The organism is Streptomyces sp. NPDC001889 (assembly GCF_053594535.1).
The window spans coordinates 1-17,254 of record NZ_JBSFER010000037.1 but is presented as its reverse complement, the minus strand read 5'-3'; the positions used below and the strand labels follow the sequence as shown (position 1 = coordinate 17,254).

Genomic DNA, 17,254 nt, shown 5'->3' with positions numbered 1-17,254 from the left:
GGACCGGGCCACAGCGCTTCCCCGACCCCGAGCGCAGGAGAGCCGGCCCGGCACGGCACCGGCCCGGCCCGGAACCGGCCCGGCCCGGAACCGGCCCGGCACGGAACCGGCCCGGCACGGAGACGCCCGGGCCGCCGAAGCGACCCGGGCGCACTCCCACCCGTACCCCGGCGGGCACCAACCCCGCCCGAGGCCCCACACACCTCACATGTGCTCGTCCGCGGGCATGAGACCCGTCTGCACCAGCGGGTTCCCGCGCTGGCGAGACACGAAGACCCCCCGGCCCGCGGGCATCGGCCGCATCCGCGCACCGCCCAGCACATCGCCCTCCTGCGGATCGCCGGAGAGCAGCACACCCTGCGCGCCGAGCTCCATCATCCGCTGCATGAACGACTCGTACGCGGCCCGGCTCGCCCCCGCCCCGCTGCGGGCGATGATGAAGCGGACGCCCACGTCGCGCGCGAAGGGCAGCAGCTCCGTGAGCTTCGCCAACGGGTTGCCGCTCGATGTGGACACCAGGTCGTAGTCGTCGACGACCACGAAGACCGAGGGCCCCCGCCACCAGCTGCGCTCCCGCAACTGCTGGGCCGTGACATCCGCCGACGGGGTGCGGCGCTGCATCAGATCGGCCAGCGCGTCCACATGGTGCTCCATGTTGTTGGACATGGGGACGTACTCCGCCAGATGCGTCGGCGGGGTGACGTCCAGCAGCGCCCGCCGGTTGTCGATGACGAAGAACTTGCAGGAGTCACCGTCGTACCGCTCGCACAACTGCTTGATCAGCAGCCGCAGCAGATTCGACTTGCCGGACTCGCTCTCGCCGAAGACCAGGAAGAACGGGTCGCGGTCGAAGTTGACGAAGACGGGCTCCAGATTGTTCTCGTCGATCGCGAAGGCGACCCCGCGGCCCGGGTCGGCCGACCCGGCCGGGAGGTTCCCCGCCGGCAGCTCGCGCGGCAGCAGACGCACCTTCGGGGCGCCCGGTGCCGTCCAGTGCCGGGTGACCTCCTGGCTCATCGCCGTCGTCGCCTCCGACAGATCACTGGACGAGCTGATGCCGTCGATACGCGGCACCGCCGCCATGAAGTGCAGCTTCTCCGGGGTCAGACCGCGCCCCGGCACTCCGGTCGGCACATTGACGGCGGCCTTCCGGTCCAGCTCCGAGTCCATGGTGTCACCGAGCCGCAGTTCCAGCCGGTTCATCAGATGGTCCTTGAGGTTGGCGCGCACCTCCATCGAGCGGGACGCCGTGAGGACCAGATGGATGCCGTAGCCGAGACCGCGCGCCGCGATCTCCAGGACGGCCGGCTCCAGGCCCTCGTACTCGGTGCGGAAGTTGCCCCAGCCGTCGATGAGCAGAAAGACATCGCCCCACGGCTGCTCGGTCGTCGAGATCTCACCGCGCGCCCGCATCCTGCGGAAGGTGGCGATGGAGTCGATGCCCGAGCCGCGGAAGTACTCCTCGCGGCGGGACATGATCCCGTACACCTCCGCGACGGTGCGCCGCACGCGCTCGGGGTCGAGCCGTGACGCGACCCCGCCGACATGCGGCAGACCGGTCGTCGACGACAGACCGCCGCCACCGAAGTCGAGTCCGTAGAACTGGACCTCCTGCGGAGTGTGCGTGAGCGCGAACCCGGCGACCAGGGTGCGCAGCAGCGTCGACTTCCCGGACTGCGGGCCGCCGACGATCTGCATATGTCCGGCCGCGCCGGAGAAGTCCCGGTAGAGGGGGTCGCGGCGCTGCTCGAAGGGCTTGTCCACCACGCCGAGGGGTACGACCAGCCGGCCGGCGCCCTCGTACCCGGGCACGGTCAGTCCGCGGCCCGGCACACTCGCCAGACCCGGCAGCAGCTCGTCCAGCGGCGGCGGGTTGTCCAGCGGCGGCAGCCACACCCGGTGGGCCTCGGCGCCCCGGCCCTCCAGGCGGCGCACGATCACATCCAGTACGGAGTCGGCGAGCGCGTCGTCCTCGGCGGCCCGCGCCTCCGGTACGGCGGTCGCGGCATCGGGCGCGGCGTACCGCACCGGCACCGGGGCCGCGGTGAACGGAACGGGCCTGCGGTCCACCGGAAGCCGCCCGCCGGGGACCGCCGCGCGGGCGGCGCCCGCCCGGTAGACCCCGGACACATAGGCGGCCTTGAACCGCACCATCTCGTCCGTGCCGAACTTCAGATACCCGGAGCCGGGGACGTTCGGCAGGGAGTACGCGTCCGGCACACCGAGCGCGGCACGCGACTCGGCCGCCGAGAAGGTCCGCAGGCCCACCCGGTACGACAGATACGTCTCCAGGCCGCGGAGGCGGCCCTCCTCCAGCCGCTGCGAGGCCAGCAGCAGATGCACCCCGAGCGACCGGCCGATCCGGCCGATCTGGACGAACATCTCGATGAAGTCGGGCATCGCCGTCAGCAGCTCGCTGAACTCGTCGATGACCAGCACCAGCGAGGGAATGGGCTGGAGCGCGGCGCCCGCGGCGCGCGCCTTCTCGTAGTCGTGGATGTTGGAGTAGTTGCCCGCGTCGCGGAGCATCTCCTGCCGGCGGTTCAGCTCACCGCGGATGGAGTCGCCCATGCGGTCCACCAGCGTCAGATCGTCCGCGAGGTTGGTGATCACCGCCGCGACATGCGGCATCTGCGACATGCCGGCGAAGGTGGCGCCGCCCTTGAAGTCCGCGAGAACGAAGTTGAGCGTCTCCGAGGAGTGGGTGACCGCCAGACCCAGGACCAGCGTCCGCAGCAGCTCCGACTTCCCGGAGCCGGTGGCGCCGACGCAGAGTCCGTGCGGACCCATGCCCTCCTGCGCGGCCTCCTTGAGGTCCAGCATCACCGGGGTGCCGTCCTCGCCGACCCCGATCGGCACCCGCAGCCGCTCGGACTGCGAACGGGGCCGCCAGGTGCGGCTCACATCCACGGAGGCCGCGTCGCCCAGATTCAGCAGATCGGTGAAGTCCAGATTGGCCAGCAGCGGCTGGTCGTCGTCGCCGCCGGTGCCCACCCGCAGCGGGGCGAGCTGGCGGGCGAGCGCCTCGGCGGCCTCGGGGCTCAGCAGATCCGGCACCCCGTCGTAGACCAGCCCGTGCCCCGACTCCAGCTGGAGCGCGCCGGGCCGGACGCTGATGGAGAGACCGCCGCGCGCACCGGAGACCTCGCCGGTGACGATCTCGATGACCGTCACCCCCTGGAGCCCCTCGGCCGCCGCCAGCGCGGAGACCGGCGGTACGGACTGACCGTCGAGGACCACCACCACATGCGGCTGGTCCAGCAGCGGATGCCCGGCGCCCTGGAACCGGGGGCGGCCCTCCAGGTGCGCCGCGAGCATCTCCTCCAGGTCGCGCGCGTCGGTGGTGATCAGCCGCCTGCTGCCGGCGCCGTCACCGGCGCCCGCGGCCTGCACGTGCGGCAGCCACTTCGCCCACTCCCAGTGCTCCACCGCCTCCCGTCCGGCGGCGACGGCGACGACGAGATCCTCGGGGGAGTGCAGCGAGGCGAGCGAGCCGATCATCGTCCGGGCGGTGCCGCGCACCGCGTCGGCGTCCCCGCTGACGGTCAGATGGTAGAAAGCCCGGAGCGATACGGCCATGGGCAGCCCGTCGAGCGTGGAGTGCGCCGTGAGGAACTGCCGCATGGCACCCGCCGTCAGCGGCTCCAGCTCGTCCACCGGCGCGGTCTCCGGCGCGACCAGCGGGGTGGCGAGCGGCTGGGTGCCCAGACCCACGCGCACCTGCCCGAAGTCGGCATCGCCGATCCGCCGTTCCCAGACCCGGCTGCCCTCGGCGACCAGCGCCCACAACTGCTCGGGCGACGGGTGCAGGTAGTACTGCTCGTCGCGCTGGAGCCGGGCGGTCCGCAGCACCCCCCGCCGGGTCTGCGTCAGATACTTCAGATAGTCGCGGCGCAGATCGGCGAGTTCCCCCTGCGTGCCACGCCGGTAGCGGACCAGCATCGCGATGGCCATGGCGATCGTCGACGCAATCATGACCATGCCCATGATCCGCATGATCGGATTCGGCGTGATGAAGAAGAAGACCACCGAACCGCCCATGCCCAGCATGGGCAGCAACTGCATGAGCGCGCCCTCCTGCTGGCCTCTCGGCAACTCGGGCGGGGGTTGCAGCTGCACGTGCTCGCCGGGTACCTCGGAAGGCAGGACCCGTGGTGGGCGCTTGACGACGATCTGACTCACCAGCTCACCAATTCCCTTGCCGGACGGAAATGTTCCTATCGGCGCCCCCGTGGCGACGGGCTCCGTCCGCGGGGACGGATTCTACTTTCGGCGGGGGCGGGAGGTGGGCGGTAGGGTGGCGCGATGTGTTTGCGCACCCACTGAACTTCCGCAAAAATCGGGAATTTCGGAGAGCGGTGCGGGACCGTGGGTGAATACTCCGCAGCCGCGCCGAACCTGTCGGCCGGTCGGTCCGCCGAACCTGTCGGCCGGTCGGTCCGCCGAACCTGTCGGCCGGTCCGCCATGTACGCCCGGGCCGCCGCGTACGCACACCGCGAGCACACCGAACGGACACCGAATCACCGCACGACGACGATGTACCGCACCGCACCGCACGACGACGTACCGCACCGCACCGCACCACATGACGGCACCACCACACAGGCAGAACGAATCACCGCCCGATGTTTCACCGCGTCTCACCGCGTCTCACCGTGATTCGCCGTGTTTCATCGCGGTTCACATGATTCACAGGATTCACCGCACAGAGCACACGAAGTTCACGAGGGGATGCAGCAGGTGAGTATGACGGCCCCAGCGGCGGCCACCGGAGCGGGTCACCCCGGCCAGGCCACCCCGTCCAGCAACGGAACCGGCTTCTGCCGCGTCACCGTCGTCGCCCCCGACGGCCGTGTCGACGTGGCACTGCCCGAAGACATCGCCGTCGCCGACCTCTACCCGGAGATCCTCCGCCTCTCCGGCCAGAGCCCCACCCCCGGCGCCCCCGTCGGCTACCACCTGGTGCGCCGCGACGGCACCGTCCTCGACGGCGCCCGCTCCCTCGGAGCCCAGCGCATCCTCGACGGCGAGCTGCTCTCGCTGCGCCCCTTCGCCGAATCCCTCCCCCCGGCGGTCTTCGACGACGTCACCGACGCCGTCGCCACCGCCGTCGCCCGCGACCGCACGCTGTGGAGCGACGCCCTCATGCGCGGCGCCGGGCTCTTCGGCGGCTCCGTGCTGCTCCTGCTGCTCGCCTTCGTGCTGTGGTCCTCCGCACCCGGCCACGACATGCACGGCCTCCAGGGCATCCTGGCCGCCGTCGCGGGCGTGCTGCTGCTCGCCCTGGCCTGCGTCCGCGCCCGGGTGTACGACGACCGGGCCTCGGCCGTCGCCCTGGGCCTCGGCGCCATGGCCAACGCCGCCGTCGCCGGATCGGGACTGCTGCCGCCCGCCGACGGCCAGGGCATCGGCCGGCTCCACTTCCTGCTCGCCTGCGCCGCCGTACTGGTCGTCGCCGTGATCCTCACCATCGTCGCCCCCGGCGGCGACGGCCCCTTCGTCGCCTTCGTCCTCGCCTCCGCCACCGGTCTGCTGGTGACCTTCCTCGCGATCGTCCACCGGCTGGAGCCGACCGAGACCGCCGCCGTGTGCGCCCCGCTCGCCGTCGGCACCCTCGCCTTCCTGCCCGGCCTCTCCACCCGCTTCGCCCGCCTCCCCATCGGCTTCGACCCTCCCCGCACCGCCATCGGCGGCTACGGCGACGAGCCCGAGCCCCAGGGCGCGGTCGACGCCGAGCGCATCGCCGCCCAGGCCCGGCGCGGCCATGAGCTGCTCGTCGGCCTGGTCGGCGGCTGCGCGCTGGTGGCCGTGGGCGCCGCCGCCGTGCTCGGCTTCTCCGCCGATGTGTGGGGACAGCTCCTCGCCCTCGCCACCGGTGTCGCCATGCTCATGCGGGCCCACCTCTTCCGCTACACCGCACAGGTCGGCTGCGCCCTCGCCGCCGGTCTCGGCGCCCTGGCCCTGCTCGGTCTCGGGCTCTGCCTCAACCCCCCGCACACCCTGATGCGCGAGGCCCTGCGCGGCGACAGCTCCGGCCTCGACATCCGTACGATCTGGCTGGCCGCCGCCGTCGCGGCGGTCGCCGCCCTGATCACCGCCATCGGGCTGATCGTCCCGCGCACCGGCGTCACCCCCTTCTGGGGCCGCTTCCTGGAGATCGCCGAGACGTGCGTCCTGCTCACCCTGCTGCCCCTCGCCCTGGCGGTCTTCGACGTCTACCACGCCATCCGCGCCACCACCTCGTGAAACCCTCCCGGGCCCGGTACCGGGCCCGGGAGGGAGCCCGGGGAAGAGCCGAGGGCAGCGACTGGTACGCTGGGTGACGGCCGTTTGTGTACGCGTTCCCGGGTTCCCCTGGGGGCTGCGCTCATCGGACCTCCGCCTCCGAGTCACGAAAGCTCCCCTGAGACCAAGACCAGGGCACTCGTCGGCGCACGAACACCACCAGAGGAGTACCGAGTGTCTCTCGACGCCGCTACCAAGAAGCAGATCATGACCGAGTTCGGCACCAAGGAGGGCGACACCGGCTCCCCCGAGGTCCAGGTCGCCATGCTCTCGCGCCGCATCTCGGACCTGACCGAGCACCTCAAGACCCACAAGCACGACCACCACTCCCGCCGTGGTCTGCTGATCCTGGTCGGCCAGCGCCGCCGTCTGCTGCAGTACCTGGCCAAGAAGGACATCCAGCGCTTCCGTGCGCTCGTCGACCGCCTCGGCATCCGCCGCGGTGCGGCCGGCGGCGCCAAGTAAGACGCCGTGGAGGGAGCGGTTCCCACTGAGAGGGAGCCGCTCCCTTTTGCTGTACACGCCGTACGGGCCGTCCACGGCGTCCACGCCGTGAACCCGGCGGCCCGGGGCCGTGCGCAACCGGCGGCCCGGGCCCGTACCGCACCCCAGCGGTACGGAAAGTGCCCGGCCCGGCCCACTCGGTCACCTCCGCGTGACCCGCTGTGCGTGCGCGACGCACCGGACGGCAATTAGTCTGGACACGCACAGAGCATCACCGAACGACACAACGCACCACTGAAGACGCACCACTGAAGAGCGAGAAGCCGACTCGCCGCCGCCGGTCCTCGGTAGTGGCTCCCGGAGTCGAGTCCGACCCCGGGTGCTTCGATCGAAGACCGGCCCAGTACGAGAGCTTCTCCGCAGGTCCTCCCGCCACACGGGCGAGGGGACGAAAGACGCAAAGTAACGGAGAAAACGCTAGTGGAGAACGAGACCCACTACGCCGAGGCCGTCATTGACAACGGCACCTTCGGCACCCGCACCATCCGCTTCGAGACGGGCCGCCTGGCCAAGCAGGCCGCCGGCTCCGCCGTGGCGTACCTGGACGACGACACCATGGTGCTGTCGGCCACCACCGCTTCGAAGAAGCCCAAGGACCAGCTCGACTTCTTCCCCCTCACGGTGGACGTCGAGGAGCGGCAGTACGCGGCCGGCAAGATCCCCGGCTCCTTCTTCCGCCGCGAGGGCCGTCCCTCCGAGGACGCGATCCTCACCTGCCGTCTGATCGACCGGCCGCTGCGCCCCTCCTTCAAGAAGGGCCTGCGCAACGAGATCCAGATCGTTGAGACGATCATGGCGCTCAACCCCGACCACCTGTACGACGTGGTCGCGATCAACGCCGCCTCCTGCTCCACGCAGCTCGCGGGCCTGCCCTTCTCGGGTCCCATCGGCGGCACCCGGGTCGCGCTGATCAAGGGCCAGTGGGTCGGCTTCCCGACCCACACCGAGCTGGAGGACGCCGTCTTCGACATGGTCGTCGCCGGCCGTGTCCTGGACGACGGCGATGTCGCGATCATGATGGTCGAGGCCGAGGCCACCACGAAGACCATCCAGCTCGTCAAGGACGGCGCCGAGGCTCCCACCGAGGAGATCGTCGCCGCCGGCCTCGAGGCCGCGAAGCCCTTCATCAAGGCGCTCTGCAAGGCCCAGGCCGACCTCGCCGCCAAGGCCGCCAAGCCCGAGGGCGAGTTCCCGGTCTTCCTGGACTACCAGGACGACGTCTACGACGCGCTGGCATCGGCCGTCAAGGGCGAGCTGGCCCAGGCGCTCACCATCGCGGGCAAGCAGGACCGCGAGGCCGAGCTGGACCGCGTCAAGGAGCTGGCCGCCGAGAAGCTCCTCCCGGCCTTCGAGGGCCGCGAGAAGGAGATCTCCGCCGCCTACCGCTCGCTGACCAAGAACCTGGTGCGCGAGCGCGTCATCAAGGACAAGGTCCGCATCGACGGCCGCGGCGTCACGGACATCCGTACGCTCGCCGCCGAGGTCGAGGCCATCCCGCGCGTGCACGGCTCGGCGCTGTTCGAGCGTGGCGAGACCCAGATCCTGGGCGTCACCACCCTGAACATGCTCCGCATGGAGCAGCAGCTGGACACCCTCTCCCCGGTGACCCGCAAGCGCTACATGCACAACTACAACTTCCCGCCCTACTCCGTCGGTGAGACCGGCCGCGTCGGTTCGCCGAAGCGCCGCGAGATCGGCCACGGCGCGCTCGCCGAGCGCGCGATCGTGCCGGTGCTGCCGACGCGCGAGGAGTTCCCGTACGCGATCCGTCAGGTCTCCGAGGCCCTCGGCTCCAACGGCTCCACCTCCATGGGCTCGGTCTGCGCCTCCACCATGTCGCTGCTGAACGCCGGTGTGCCGCTGAAGGCCCCCGTCGCCGGTATCGCCATGGGCCTGATCTCCCAGGAGATCGACGGCAAGACGCACTACGTCGCCCTCACCGACATCCTCGGTGCGGAGGACGCCTTCGGCGACATGGACTTCAAGGTCGCCGGCACCAAGGAGTTCGTCACCGCCCTCCAGCTCGACACCAAGCTGGACGGCATCCCGGCCTCCGTCCTGGCCGCCGCCCTCAAGCAGGCCCGTGACGCCCGCCTCCACATCCTCGACGTGATGATGGAAGCGATCGACACCCCGGACGAGATGTCCCCCAACGCCCCGCGGATCATCACCGTCAAGATCCCCGTGGACAAGATCGGCGAGGTCATCGGCCCCAAGGGCAAGATGATCAACCAGATCCAGGAGGACACCGGCGCCGAGATCACGATCGAGGACGACGGCACCATCTACATCGGTGCCGCCGACGGCCCGGCCGCCGAGGCCGCCCGCGCCACGATCAACGGCATCGCCAACCCGACCATGCCGGAGGTCGGCGAGCGCTACCTGGGCACGGTCGTCAAGACCACCACCTTCGGTGCGTTCGTCTCCCTGCTCCCGGGCAAGGACGGCCTGCTGCACATCTCGCAGATCCGCAAGCTCGCCGGTGGCAAGCGCGTGGAGAACGTCGAGGACGTGCTCGCGGTCGGCTCCAAGGTCCAGGTCGAGATCGCCGAGATCGACTCCCGCGGCAAGCTCTCCCTGATCCCCGTGATCGAGGGCGAAGCCTCCGCCGACGAGAAGGACGACGCTGCCAAGTGACGTCGCGCAGTCCCCGTGCGACGGCCCGTGCCTCTTCCCAGGCACGGGCCGTCGCCCGTACCCAAACCCTTCTCCAGGGCGAGAACGGCATCGGCACGGTCCGCCGCACCACCCTCCCCGGTGGGCTGCGCGTCGTCACCGAGACCCTGCCGTCCGTGCGCTCCGCCACCTTCGGCATCTGGGCCCATGTCGGCTCCCGTGACGAGACGCCGTCCCTGAACGGCGCCACGCACTATCTGGAGCACCTCCTCTTCAAGGGCACCGCGCGCCGGTCCGCCCTCGACATCTCCTCCGCGATCGACGCGGTCGGCGGCGAGATGAACGCCTTCACGGCGAAGGAGTACACCTGCTACTACGCCCGGGTGCTCGACACGGATCTGCCGCTCGCCATCGATGTGGTCTGCGACATGCTCACCGGCTCCCTGATCCTCCAGGAGGACGTGGACGCCGAGCGCGGGGTGATCCTCGAAGAGATCGCCATGACCGAGGACGACCCGGGCGACTGTGTGCACGACCTGTTCGCGCACACCATGTTCGGCGACACCCCCCTCGGCCGCCCCGTCCTCGGCACCGTCGACACGGTCAACGCGCTCACCGCCGAACGCGTCCGCCGCTTCTACCAGAAGCACTACGACCCCACCCATCTGGTGGTGGCCGCCGCGGGCAATGTCGACCACGCCACCGTGGTGCGCCAGGTCCGCCGCGCCTTCGAGAAGGCCGGCGCCCTCACCCGTACGGACGCGGTCCCGCTCGCCCCCCGCGACGGCCGCCGGGCCGTGCGCACCGCCGGCCGGGTCGAGCTCCAGAACCGCAGGACCGAGCAGGCGCACGTCGTCCTCGGCATGCCCGGCCTGGCCCGCACCGACGAGCGCCGCTGGGCCCTCGGCGTGCTGAACGCCGCACTCGGCGGAGGCATGTCCTCCCGCCTCTTCCAGGAGGTGCGGGAGAAGCGCGGTCTGGCCTACAGCGTCTACTCGTACACCTCGGGCTTCGCCGACTGCGGGCTCTTCGGCGTGTACGCGGGCTGCCGCCCCAGCCAGGTCCACGACGTCCTCAAGATCTGCCGCGACGAACTCGACCGGGTCGCGTCGCACGGTCTCGACGACGACGAGATCGGCCGCGCCATCGGCCAGCTCTCCGGCTCCACCGTCCTCGGCCTGGAGGACACCGGCGCGCTGATGAACCGTATCGGCAAGAGCGAACTCTGCTGGGGAGAGCAGATGTCCGTGGACGACATGCTCGCGAACATCGCGGCCGTCACCCCCGACGACGTACGCGCGGTCGCGGCCGATGTCCTCGGCCACCGCCCCTCGCTCGCGGTGATCGGCCCGCTCAAGGACCGCCAGGCCGACCGGCTCCACGAGACGGTCTCCTAGGGAGTTCTCTCTCGGATCGGGCCGGATCGGCCAGGCGCGGCGCCAGGGCTCGCGAGCCCGGCAGGATCCGAGAGAGACGACCCGGCCTCCCACCCCGCCCGAACCCCGGCAAAGCGAAGGAAAGAGACGGATGAGCAAGGTGCGTGTGGCGGTCATCGGCGCCAAGGGCCGGATCGGCTCGGAAGCGGTACGGGCCGTGGAGGCCGCCGATGACCTGGAACTGGTCGCCGCCCTCGGCCGGGGCGACTCCCTGGACACCCTGGCCGGCGCCGGGGCCCAGGTCGCGGTCGAGCTGACCACCCCCGACGCGGTGATGGGCAACCTCGACCACTGCGTACGCCACGGCATCCACGCCGTCGTCGGCACCACCGGCTGGACCGACGACCGTCTCGCGCACCTCACCGCCGCTCTCGCCGGGTCCCCGGGGACCGGGGTGCTCATCGCCCCGAACTTCTCCATCGGCGCCGTCCTCACCATGGTCTTCGCCCAGCGGGCGGCCCGCTGGTTCGAATCCGCCGAGGTCGTGGAGTTGCACCACCCCCACAAGGCCGACGCCCCCAGCGGCACCGCCACCCGCACCGCCCAGCTGATCGCCGCCGCCCGCGCCGAGGCCGGCCTCGGCGCGCAGCCCGACGCGACGGCCACCGCGCTGGACGGCGCCCGGGGCGCCGATGTCGACGGAGTGCCCGTGCACTCGGTACGGCTCCGGGGGCTCCTGGCCCACCAGGAGGTCCTGCTCGGCGGTGAGGGCGAGACACTGACCATCCGGCACGACTCGCTGCACCACAGCAGCTTCATGCCGGGCATCCTGCTCGGTGTCCGCCGAGTCGGGAACACCCCGGGCCTCACCCTCGGCCTGGAACACTTCCTCGATCTGGGCTGATCCCATGCGCGCGAAAATCGTCTACATGATCACGGCAGCCGTCCTGGTCGTCTACTTCGTCCTGGTCGGCAGCCGCGGTGTGATGCTCATCCAGCAGGGCACACTGCTCACCGTCACCTTCGGCCTCGCGGTGCTGATCCTGCCGGTGATCGGTGTCTGGTTCCTCTGGAAGAACACCCAGTTCGTCACCCGGGCCAACCGGCTCGCGGCCGAACTGGACGCCGAGGGCGGACTCCCCGTCGACGAACTGGCCCGCACGCCGTCCGGCCGGATCGACCGCGACGCCGCCGACGCGGTCTTCGCCCGCCGGCGCGCGGAGACCGAGGACTCCCCGGACGACTGGCGCTGCTGGTTCCGTCTCGCCGTCGCCTACCACGACGCCCGGGACACCCCGAGGGCCCGCAGGGCCATGCAGCGGGCCATCGCCCTCCACGCGGCTCCGGAGCGCGCCCCCCGCTGACCGCGGGGTCCGCCTCCCGGCCGGGAGGCGGACCTCAGGACGGGCGGTACTCCGCGCCCCACGCCTCCACCGTGTCCGCCGCCCGGTCGAAGGCCTCCACCCGCGACAGGAAGTCCGCGTTGTGGTCGGTGAGCAGCGGCATCGGCTCGCTCTGTCCCTGGCGTACGAGAACGAGCGCCTGGCCCTGGACGGTGCGCGGCAGCCCGAGCCAGCGAACCGGCTGCTGAACGGTCCGTACCGCGGTCGTCTTGGCCCAGGGCACGGTGGTCGTGGTCAGGAGCCCCACCCTCCGCACACCGTGGCGGCTCACCCACACCCCCACCCGCAGCAGCCGCAGCGCCGCGGTGATCAGCGCGAGGCCGACGGCCGCGCAGACCAGGGCGCCGGAGGCCGCCCCGGCGAACGCGATGATCATCATCGCGAGCAGGACGAACGAGGCGAGCAGCAGGGCGAGGGCCGAAACCCCCACCCGCCAGGGCCCCGGACGGTACGGACGCCGCCACTGGTCGTGGTCGTCGAAAGGCAGCGCGATGTCGTCCGCCGCCGCGTCAAACGCACGGTCGGCCGTCAGAAAGGGCAGGGGCACGACTGATCCTCACTCACCAGCACACTCGATCGGGGGCTGTGACGGGTGAGGCTACCGAGGCGATCTCCGGCCGACCACCCCCGGGGGGCCGTACGAGTTCAGCGGCGCTCGGTCGCCTCGGACTGCTGGGTGTTGCCCGGGGTCTGCCCCGACTCCAGCGCGGGGAGCCCGAAGAGCAGTGAGCCGGCCAGCCCGGCGGCCAGGGTCAGACCTATCAGCGCACGGCCCACGAGCTGCGCGGCGCCGGGCCGCTGACGCGGCGGGGGAGTGACATTGCTGCGGAAGCTCTCGCTCTCGGCCACAAAGGAGAACGGGACGGCCTCTCGCCGGCGGAACATCAGGTTCACGCTCCTTGATACGGGGATGGTGCCCGGGTCGTTTCCCGGGCCGGGTGGTGCGGCCGCGTCTGGCGCGGCCTCTACTCGTACAGACGCGCGGGACGCCGATTCGGTGCCCGATTTCACCGAATCGGCGCAAGCGGGTGGCGCGGGGGAGGCCGGGACCGGGTGGACTAGAGTGGACGCCGCCCGGCACACCCCCTGGAAGGACCCTCGGTGACCGACACCCCCGACGAGACCGCGACTCCCCGATTCCGCGGTGATGTCACCGTGGAACTGGTGAAGCACACCGCGGCGGACACCGATGTGCTGTGGGCCGCTCGTGTCTCCACGGCCGGTGAGCAGTCGCTGGAGGAGCTCCAGAAGGACCCGGAGCGCTCGAAGGGCCTCATCAACTACCTGATGCGGGACCGCCACGGCAGCCCCTTCGAGCACAACTCGATGACCTTCTTCATCAGCGCCCCGATCTTCGTCTTCCGCGAGTTCATGCGGCACCGCGTGGGCTGGTCGTACAACGAGGAGTCGGGCCGCTACCGGGAGCTGGAGCCGGTCTTCTACGTCCCCGCCCAGGACCGCAAGCTGGTCCAGGAGGGCCGCCCCGGGAAGTACGTCTTCGTCGACGGCAGCCCGGAGCAGCACAAGGTCGTCGGGGAGGCCATGGAGGACTCCTACCGGCGCGCCTACGAGACCTACCAGGAGATGCTGGCCGCCGGCATCGCCCGCGAGGTGGCCCGCGCGGTCCTTCCCGTGGGGCTCTTCTCCTCGATGTACGCCACCTGCAACGCCCGCTCGCTGATGCACTTCCTCGGGCTGCGGACCCAGCACGAACAGGCCAGGGTGCCGTCCTTCCCCCAGCGGGAGATCGAGATGGTCGGCGAGCGGATGGAGGAGCACTGGGCCCGTCTCATGCCGCTCACCCATGGCGCCTTCAACGCGAATGGCCGTATCGCCCCCTGACCGGAATCAGCTCTCTGACCTGTGCGGCAGCCCTTCACCGGGACAGAGAAGAGAACATGCGTGCGGATTTCGCCGGTGAAGTGTCCGCATTGCGGTATTTCATGAAGTTCATCTAGGCTGATCAAACGGACCCGGCACTGCCTGACCCCCCGAGCAGGCAGTGCCGGGCTCCTCACAGCCACGATGTACGTCACGCCCTCCAGGGGACACAGCGTGCTGAGCAACGAGTAGCGTGTTACCCATGGCTCCGATCTCCACTCCGCAGACCCCATTCGGGCGGGTCCTCACCGCCATGGTCACGCCCTTCACGGCGGACGGCGCACTCGACATCGACGGCGCACAGCGCCTGGCGGCCCATCTGGTGAACGCAGGCAACGACGGCCTGATCATCAGTGGCACCACCGGCGAGTCGCCCACCACCAGCAACGCGGAGAAAGACCAGCTCGTACGGGCGGTACTGGAGGCGGTGGGAGACCGGGCCCATGTCGTGGCCGGCGTCGGCACCAACGACACCCGCCACAGCGTCGAACTGGCCGAGGCCGCCGCCCGCGCCGGCGCGCACGGCCTCCTCGCGGTCACGCCGTACTACAACAAGCCCCCCCAGGAGGGCCTGCTCCGGCACTTCACGGCCATCGCCGACGCCACCGAGCTGCCCGTGATGCTCTACGACATCCCCGGCCGCAGCGGCGTCCCGATCGACACCGAAACGATTGTGCGGCTCGCCGAGCACCCGAGGATCGTCGCCAACAAGGACGCCAAGGGCGACCTCGGCCGCGCCAGCTGGGCCATCGCCCGCAGCGGCCTCGCCTGGTACTCCGGCGACGACATGCTCAACCTTCCGCTGCTCTCCGTGGGCGCCGTCGGCTTCGTCTCCGTCGTCGGCCATGTCATCACCCCCGAGCTGCGCGCCCTGCTCGACGCCCATCTCAACGGCGACGTGCAGAAAGCCACCGAGATCCACCAGCGGCTGCTCCCCGTCTTCACCGGCATGTTCCGCACCCAGGGCGTCATCACCTCCAAGGCCGCCCTCAACCTCCAGGGCCTCCCGGCCGGCCCGCTCAGGCTCCCCCTCGTGGAGCTCTCCCCGGAGGAAACCGCACAGCTGAAGATCGACCTGGCGGCCGGCGGGGTACAGCTGTGACCACAGACTTCACAACTGAATACAAGAACAAATAAACACAAACACGGAAAACCGGCCGTCCGTGGCCGGGCACTGACAACAGCAAGTGCACGACAGTCACGTACGCCACGTGCCTCCGCGGCGCGTGGCGTACGTGGTGAAGGAGAGTCTTTTGAGTCATCCGCATCCAGAACTCGGCGCCCCGCCGAAGCTCGCCAAGGGCGGCCTCAGGGTCACCCCGCTCGGCGGCCTCGGTGAGATCGGCCGGAACATGACGGTTTTCGAATACGGAGGCCGGCTGCTCATCGTCGACTGCGGCGTCCTCTTCCCCGAGGACGAGCAGCCCGGGGTCGACCTGATCCTGCCGGACTTCACCACCCTCCGGGACCGTCTCGACGACATCGAGGGCATCGTCCTCACCCACGGCCACGAGGACCACATCGGCGGTGTCCCCTATCTGCTCCGGCTGAAGCAGGACATCCCGCTGATCGGCTCCAAGCTGACCCTCGCGCTGATCGAGGCGAAGCTCCAGGAGCACCGCATCCGCCCCTACACCCTCGAAGTCACCGAGGGGAACCGCGAGCGCATCGGCCCCTTCGACTGCGAGTTCATCGCGGTCAACCACTCCATCCCGGACGCGCTGGCCGTGGCCATCCGCACCCCCGCGGGCATGGTGGTCCACACCGGTGACTTCAAGATGGACCAGCTCCCGCTGGACAACCGCCTCACCGACCTCCACGCCTTCGCGCGGCTCAGCGAGGAGGGCATCGACCTCCTTCTGTCCGACTCGACCAACGCCGAGGTCCCGGGGTTCGTCCCGCCCGAGCGCGAGATCTCCAGCGTTCTCCGCCAGGTCTTCGCGAACGCCCAGAAGCGCATCATCGTGGCGAGCTTCGCCAGCCATGTGCACCGCATCCAGCAGATCCTCGACGCCGCGCACGAGTACGGCCGGCGGGTCGCCTTCGTCGGCCGCTCGATGGTCCGCAACATGGGCATCGCGCGCGACCTGGGCTATCTGCGGGTCCCGGCCGGCCTCGTCGTCGACGTCAGATCGCTCGACGACCTGCCGGACCACGAGGTCGTCCTCGTCTGCACGGGCTCCCAGGGCGAGCCCATGGCGGCTCTCTCCCGCATGGCCAACCGCGACCACCAGATCCGTATCGTCCAGGGCGACACCGTCATCCTGGCCTCCTCCCTGATCCCGGGGAACGAGAACGCGGTGTACCGCGTGATCAACGGACTGACCCGCTGGGGCGCCAATGTGATCCACAAGGGCAACGCCAAGGTCCATGTCTCGGGCCACGCCTCGGCCGGCGAGCTGCTGTACTTCTACAACATCTGCAAGCCGAAGAACCTGATGCCGGTCCACGGCGAATGGCGCCATCTGCGCGCCAACGCCGAACTCGGCGCGCTGACGGGTGTCCCCAAGGACCACATCGTCATCGCGGAGGACGGCGTCGTGGTCGACCTGGTGGACGGCAAGGCCAGGATCGTCGGCAAGGTCCAGGCCGGATATGTGTATGTCGACGGCCTCTCGGTCGGCGATGTCACCGAGTCCTCCCTCAAGGACCGCCGCATCCTCGGCGACGAGGGCATCATCTCGGTCTTCGTCGTGGTCGACTCCACCACCGGCAAGGTCGTCGGCGGACCGCACCTCCAGGCCCGGGGCTCCGGCATCGACGATTCCGCCTTCGACGGGGTCATCCCGAGGATCGAGGAGGCCATCGCCAAGGCCGGCTCCGACGGTGTCGCCGAGCCGCACCAGCTCCAGCAGTTGGTCCGCCGGACGGTGGGCAAGTGGGTCTCCGACACCTACCGCCGCCGGCCCATGATCCTCCCGGTCGTGGTCGAGGTCTGACGGTCTGACGTCGCACAACCCGGAGCGGGGCGCCTCGATTTGCATCGGGGCGCCCCGCTCCAGTAGGTTTACGGCTCCGCCCAGGGGGAACCCGACGCATTCAAGCGCTCGGACCAAGTGAACCCGAATGGGCGGGAAATTCCGACTCAGAACCTCTGATAAAGTCGGAGCAGCCGAAAGGCGAAAGGCCGGTCCAACTGGCCGCTGGATCTGAATCCAAGTCCGGAAACGGAATGGGAAAACGGTCTG

Annotated in this window: 12 protein-coding genes; 9 read left to right on the top strand and 3 right to left on the bottom strand. The window is 70.3% G+C overall.

The annotated features are described in order from the left end of the window. Positions 1 to 204: 204 nt before the first annotated feature. Positions 205 to 4,182: a type VII secretion protein EccCa gene (eccCa, locus tag ACWCRA_RS32785; protein ID WP_351557542.1), complete on the bottom strand. Its 3,978-nt coding sequence runs from the start codon at positions 4,180 to 4,182 to the stop codon at positions 205 to 207. 565 nt (positions 4,183 to 4,747) lie between these two features. Between eccCa and eccD the strand changes: the two genes are divergently transcribed. The 6 genes from eccD (at position 4,748) to ACWCRA_RS32755 (ending at position 12,146) form a co-directional block, all read left to right on the top strand. Next, complete coding sequence (gene eccD / locus ACWCRA_RS32780; protein WP_351557536.1) at positions 4,748 to 6,247, top strand: type VII secretion integral membrane protein EccD; 1,500 nt, start codon at positions 4,748 to 4,750, stop codon at positions 6,245 to 6,247. A 213-nt stretch (positions 6,248 to 6,460) separates the two neighbouring features. After that, positions 6,461 to 6,751, top strand: a complete 291-nt coding sequence (gene rpsO, locus ACWCRA_RS32775) for a 30S ribosomal protein S15 (protein ID WP_093600212.1) — start codon at positions 6,461 to 6,463, stop codon at positions 6,749 to 6,751. A gap of 459 nt (positions 6,752 to 7,210) precedes the next feature. After that, positions 7,211 to 9,427, top strand: a complete 2,217-nt coding sequence (locus ACWCRA_RS32770) for a polyribonucleotide nucleotidyltransferase (RefSeq protein ID WP_351557533.1) — start codon at positions 7,211 to 7,213, stop codon at positions 9,425 to 9,427. Continuing rightward, entirely contained in the window at positions 9,424 to 10,803 is a 1,380-nt protein-coding gene (locus tag ACWCRA_RS32765) for a M16 family metallopeptidase (protein WP_351557530.1), read from the top strand. Before ACWCRA_RS32770 ends, ACWCRA_RS32765 begins: the two co-directional genes overlap by 4 nt. 130 nt (positions 10,804 to 10,933) lie before the next feature. Then, positions 10,934 to 11,686: a 4-hydroxy-tetrahydrodipicolinate reductase gene (gene dapB, locus ACWCRA_RS32760; RefSeq protein WP_351557527.1), complete on the top strand. Its 753-nt coding sequence runs from the start codon at positions 10,934 to 10,936 to the stop codon at positions 11,684 to 11,686. Positions 11,687 to 11,690: 4 nt separating this feature from the next. After that, the gene (locus tag ACWCRA_RS32755) at positions 11,691 to 12,146 is read left to right on the top strand and encodes a tetratricopeptide repeat protein (RefSeq protein ID WP_351557524.1); all 456 of its coding nucleotides are present in this window, start codon (positions 11,691 to 11,693) and stop codon (positions 12,144 to 12,146) included. 34 nt (positions 12,147 to 12,180) lie between these two features. On the opposite strand, the gene ACWCRA_RS32750 is transcribed toward ACWCRA_RS32755, so the two are convergent. Together ACWCRA_RS32750 and ACWCRA_RS32745 are read right to left on the bottom strand one after the other, a co-directional pair. After that, positions 12,181 to 12,732, bottom strand: coding sequence for a hypothetical protein (locus tag ACWCRA_RS32750; protein ID WP_351557521.1), 552 nt, complete (start codon positions 12,730 to 12,732; stop codon positions 12,181 to 12,183). 98 nt (positions 12,733 to 12,830) lie between these two features. Further along, positions 12,831 to 13,070: a hypothetical protein gene (locus ACWCRA_RS32745; protein WP_351557518.1), complete on the bottom strand. Its 240-nt coding sequence runs from the start codon at positions 13,068 to 13,070 to the stop codon at positions 12,831 to 12,833. 216 nt (positions 13,071 to 13,286) lie between these two features. On the opposite strand from ACWCRA_RS32745, the gene thyX reads away from it, so the two are divergent. The 3 genes from thyX (at position 13,287) to ACWCRA_RS32730 (ending at position 17,005) form a co-directional block, all read left to right on the top strand. Beyond that, positions 13,287 to 14,027 carry an FAD-dependent thymidylate synthase gene (gene thyX / locus ACWCRA_RS32740; RefSeq protein WP_351557516.1) on the top strand — a complete coding sequence of 247 codons (741 nt, stop codon included), beginning with the start codon at positions 13,287 to 13,289 and terminating at the stop codon, positions 14,025 to 14,027. Positions 14,028 to 14,268: 241 nt separating this feature from the next. After that, positions 14,269 to 15,168 (top strand): 4-hydroxy-tetrahydrodipicolinate synthase, encoded by a 900-nt coding sequence (gene dapA / locus ACWCRA_RS32735; protein WP_351557513.1) that lies wholly within the window; start codon positions 14,269 to 14,271, stop codon positions 15,166 to 15,168. Positions 15,169 to 15,319: 151 nt separating this feature from the next. Beyond that, positions 15,320 to 17,005 (top strand): ribonuclease J, encoded by a 1,686-nt coding sequence (locus ACWCRA_RS32730; RefSeq protein ID WP_451069274.1) that lies wholly within the window; start codon positions 15,320 to 15,322, stop codon positions 17,003 to 17,005. The last annotated feature ends 249 nt before the right edge of the window (positions 17,006 to 17,254 follow it).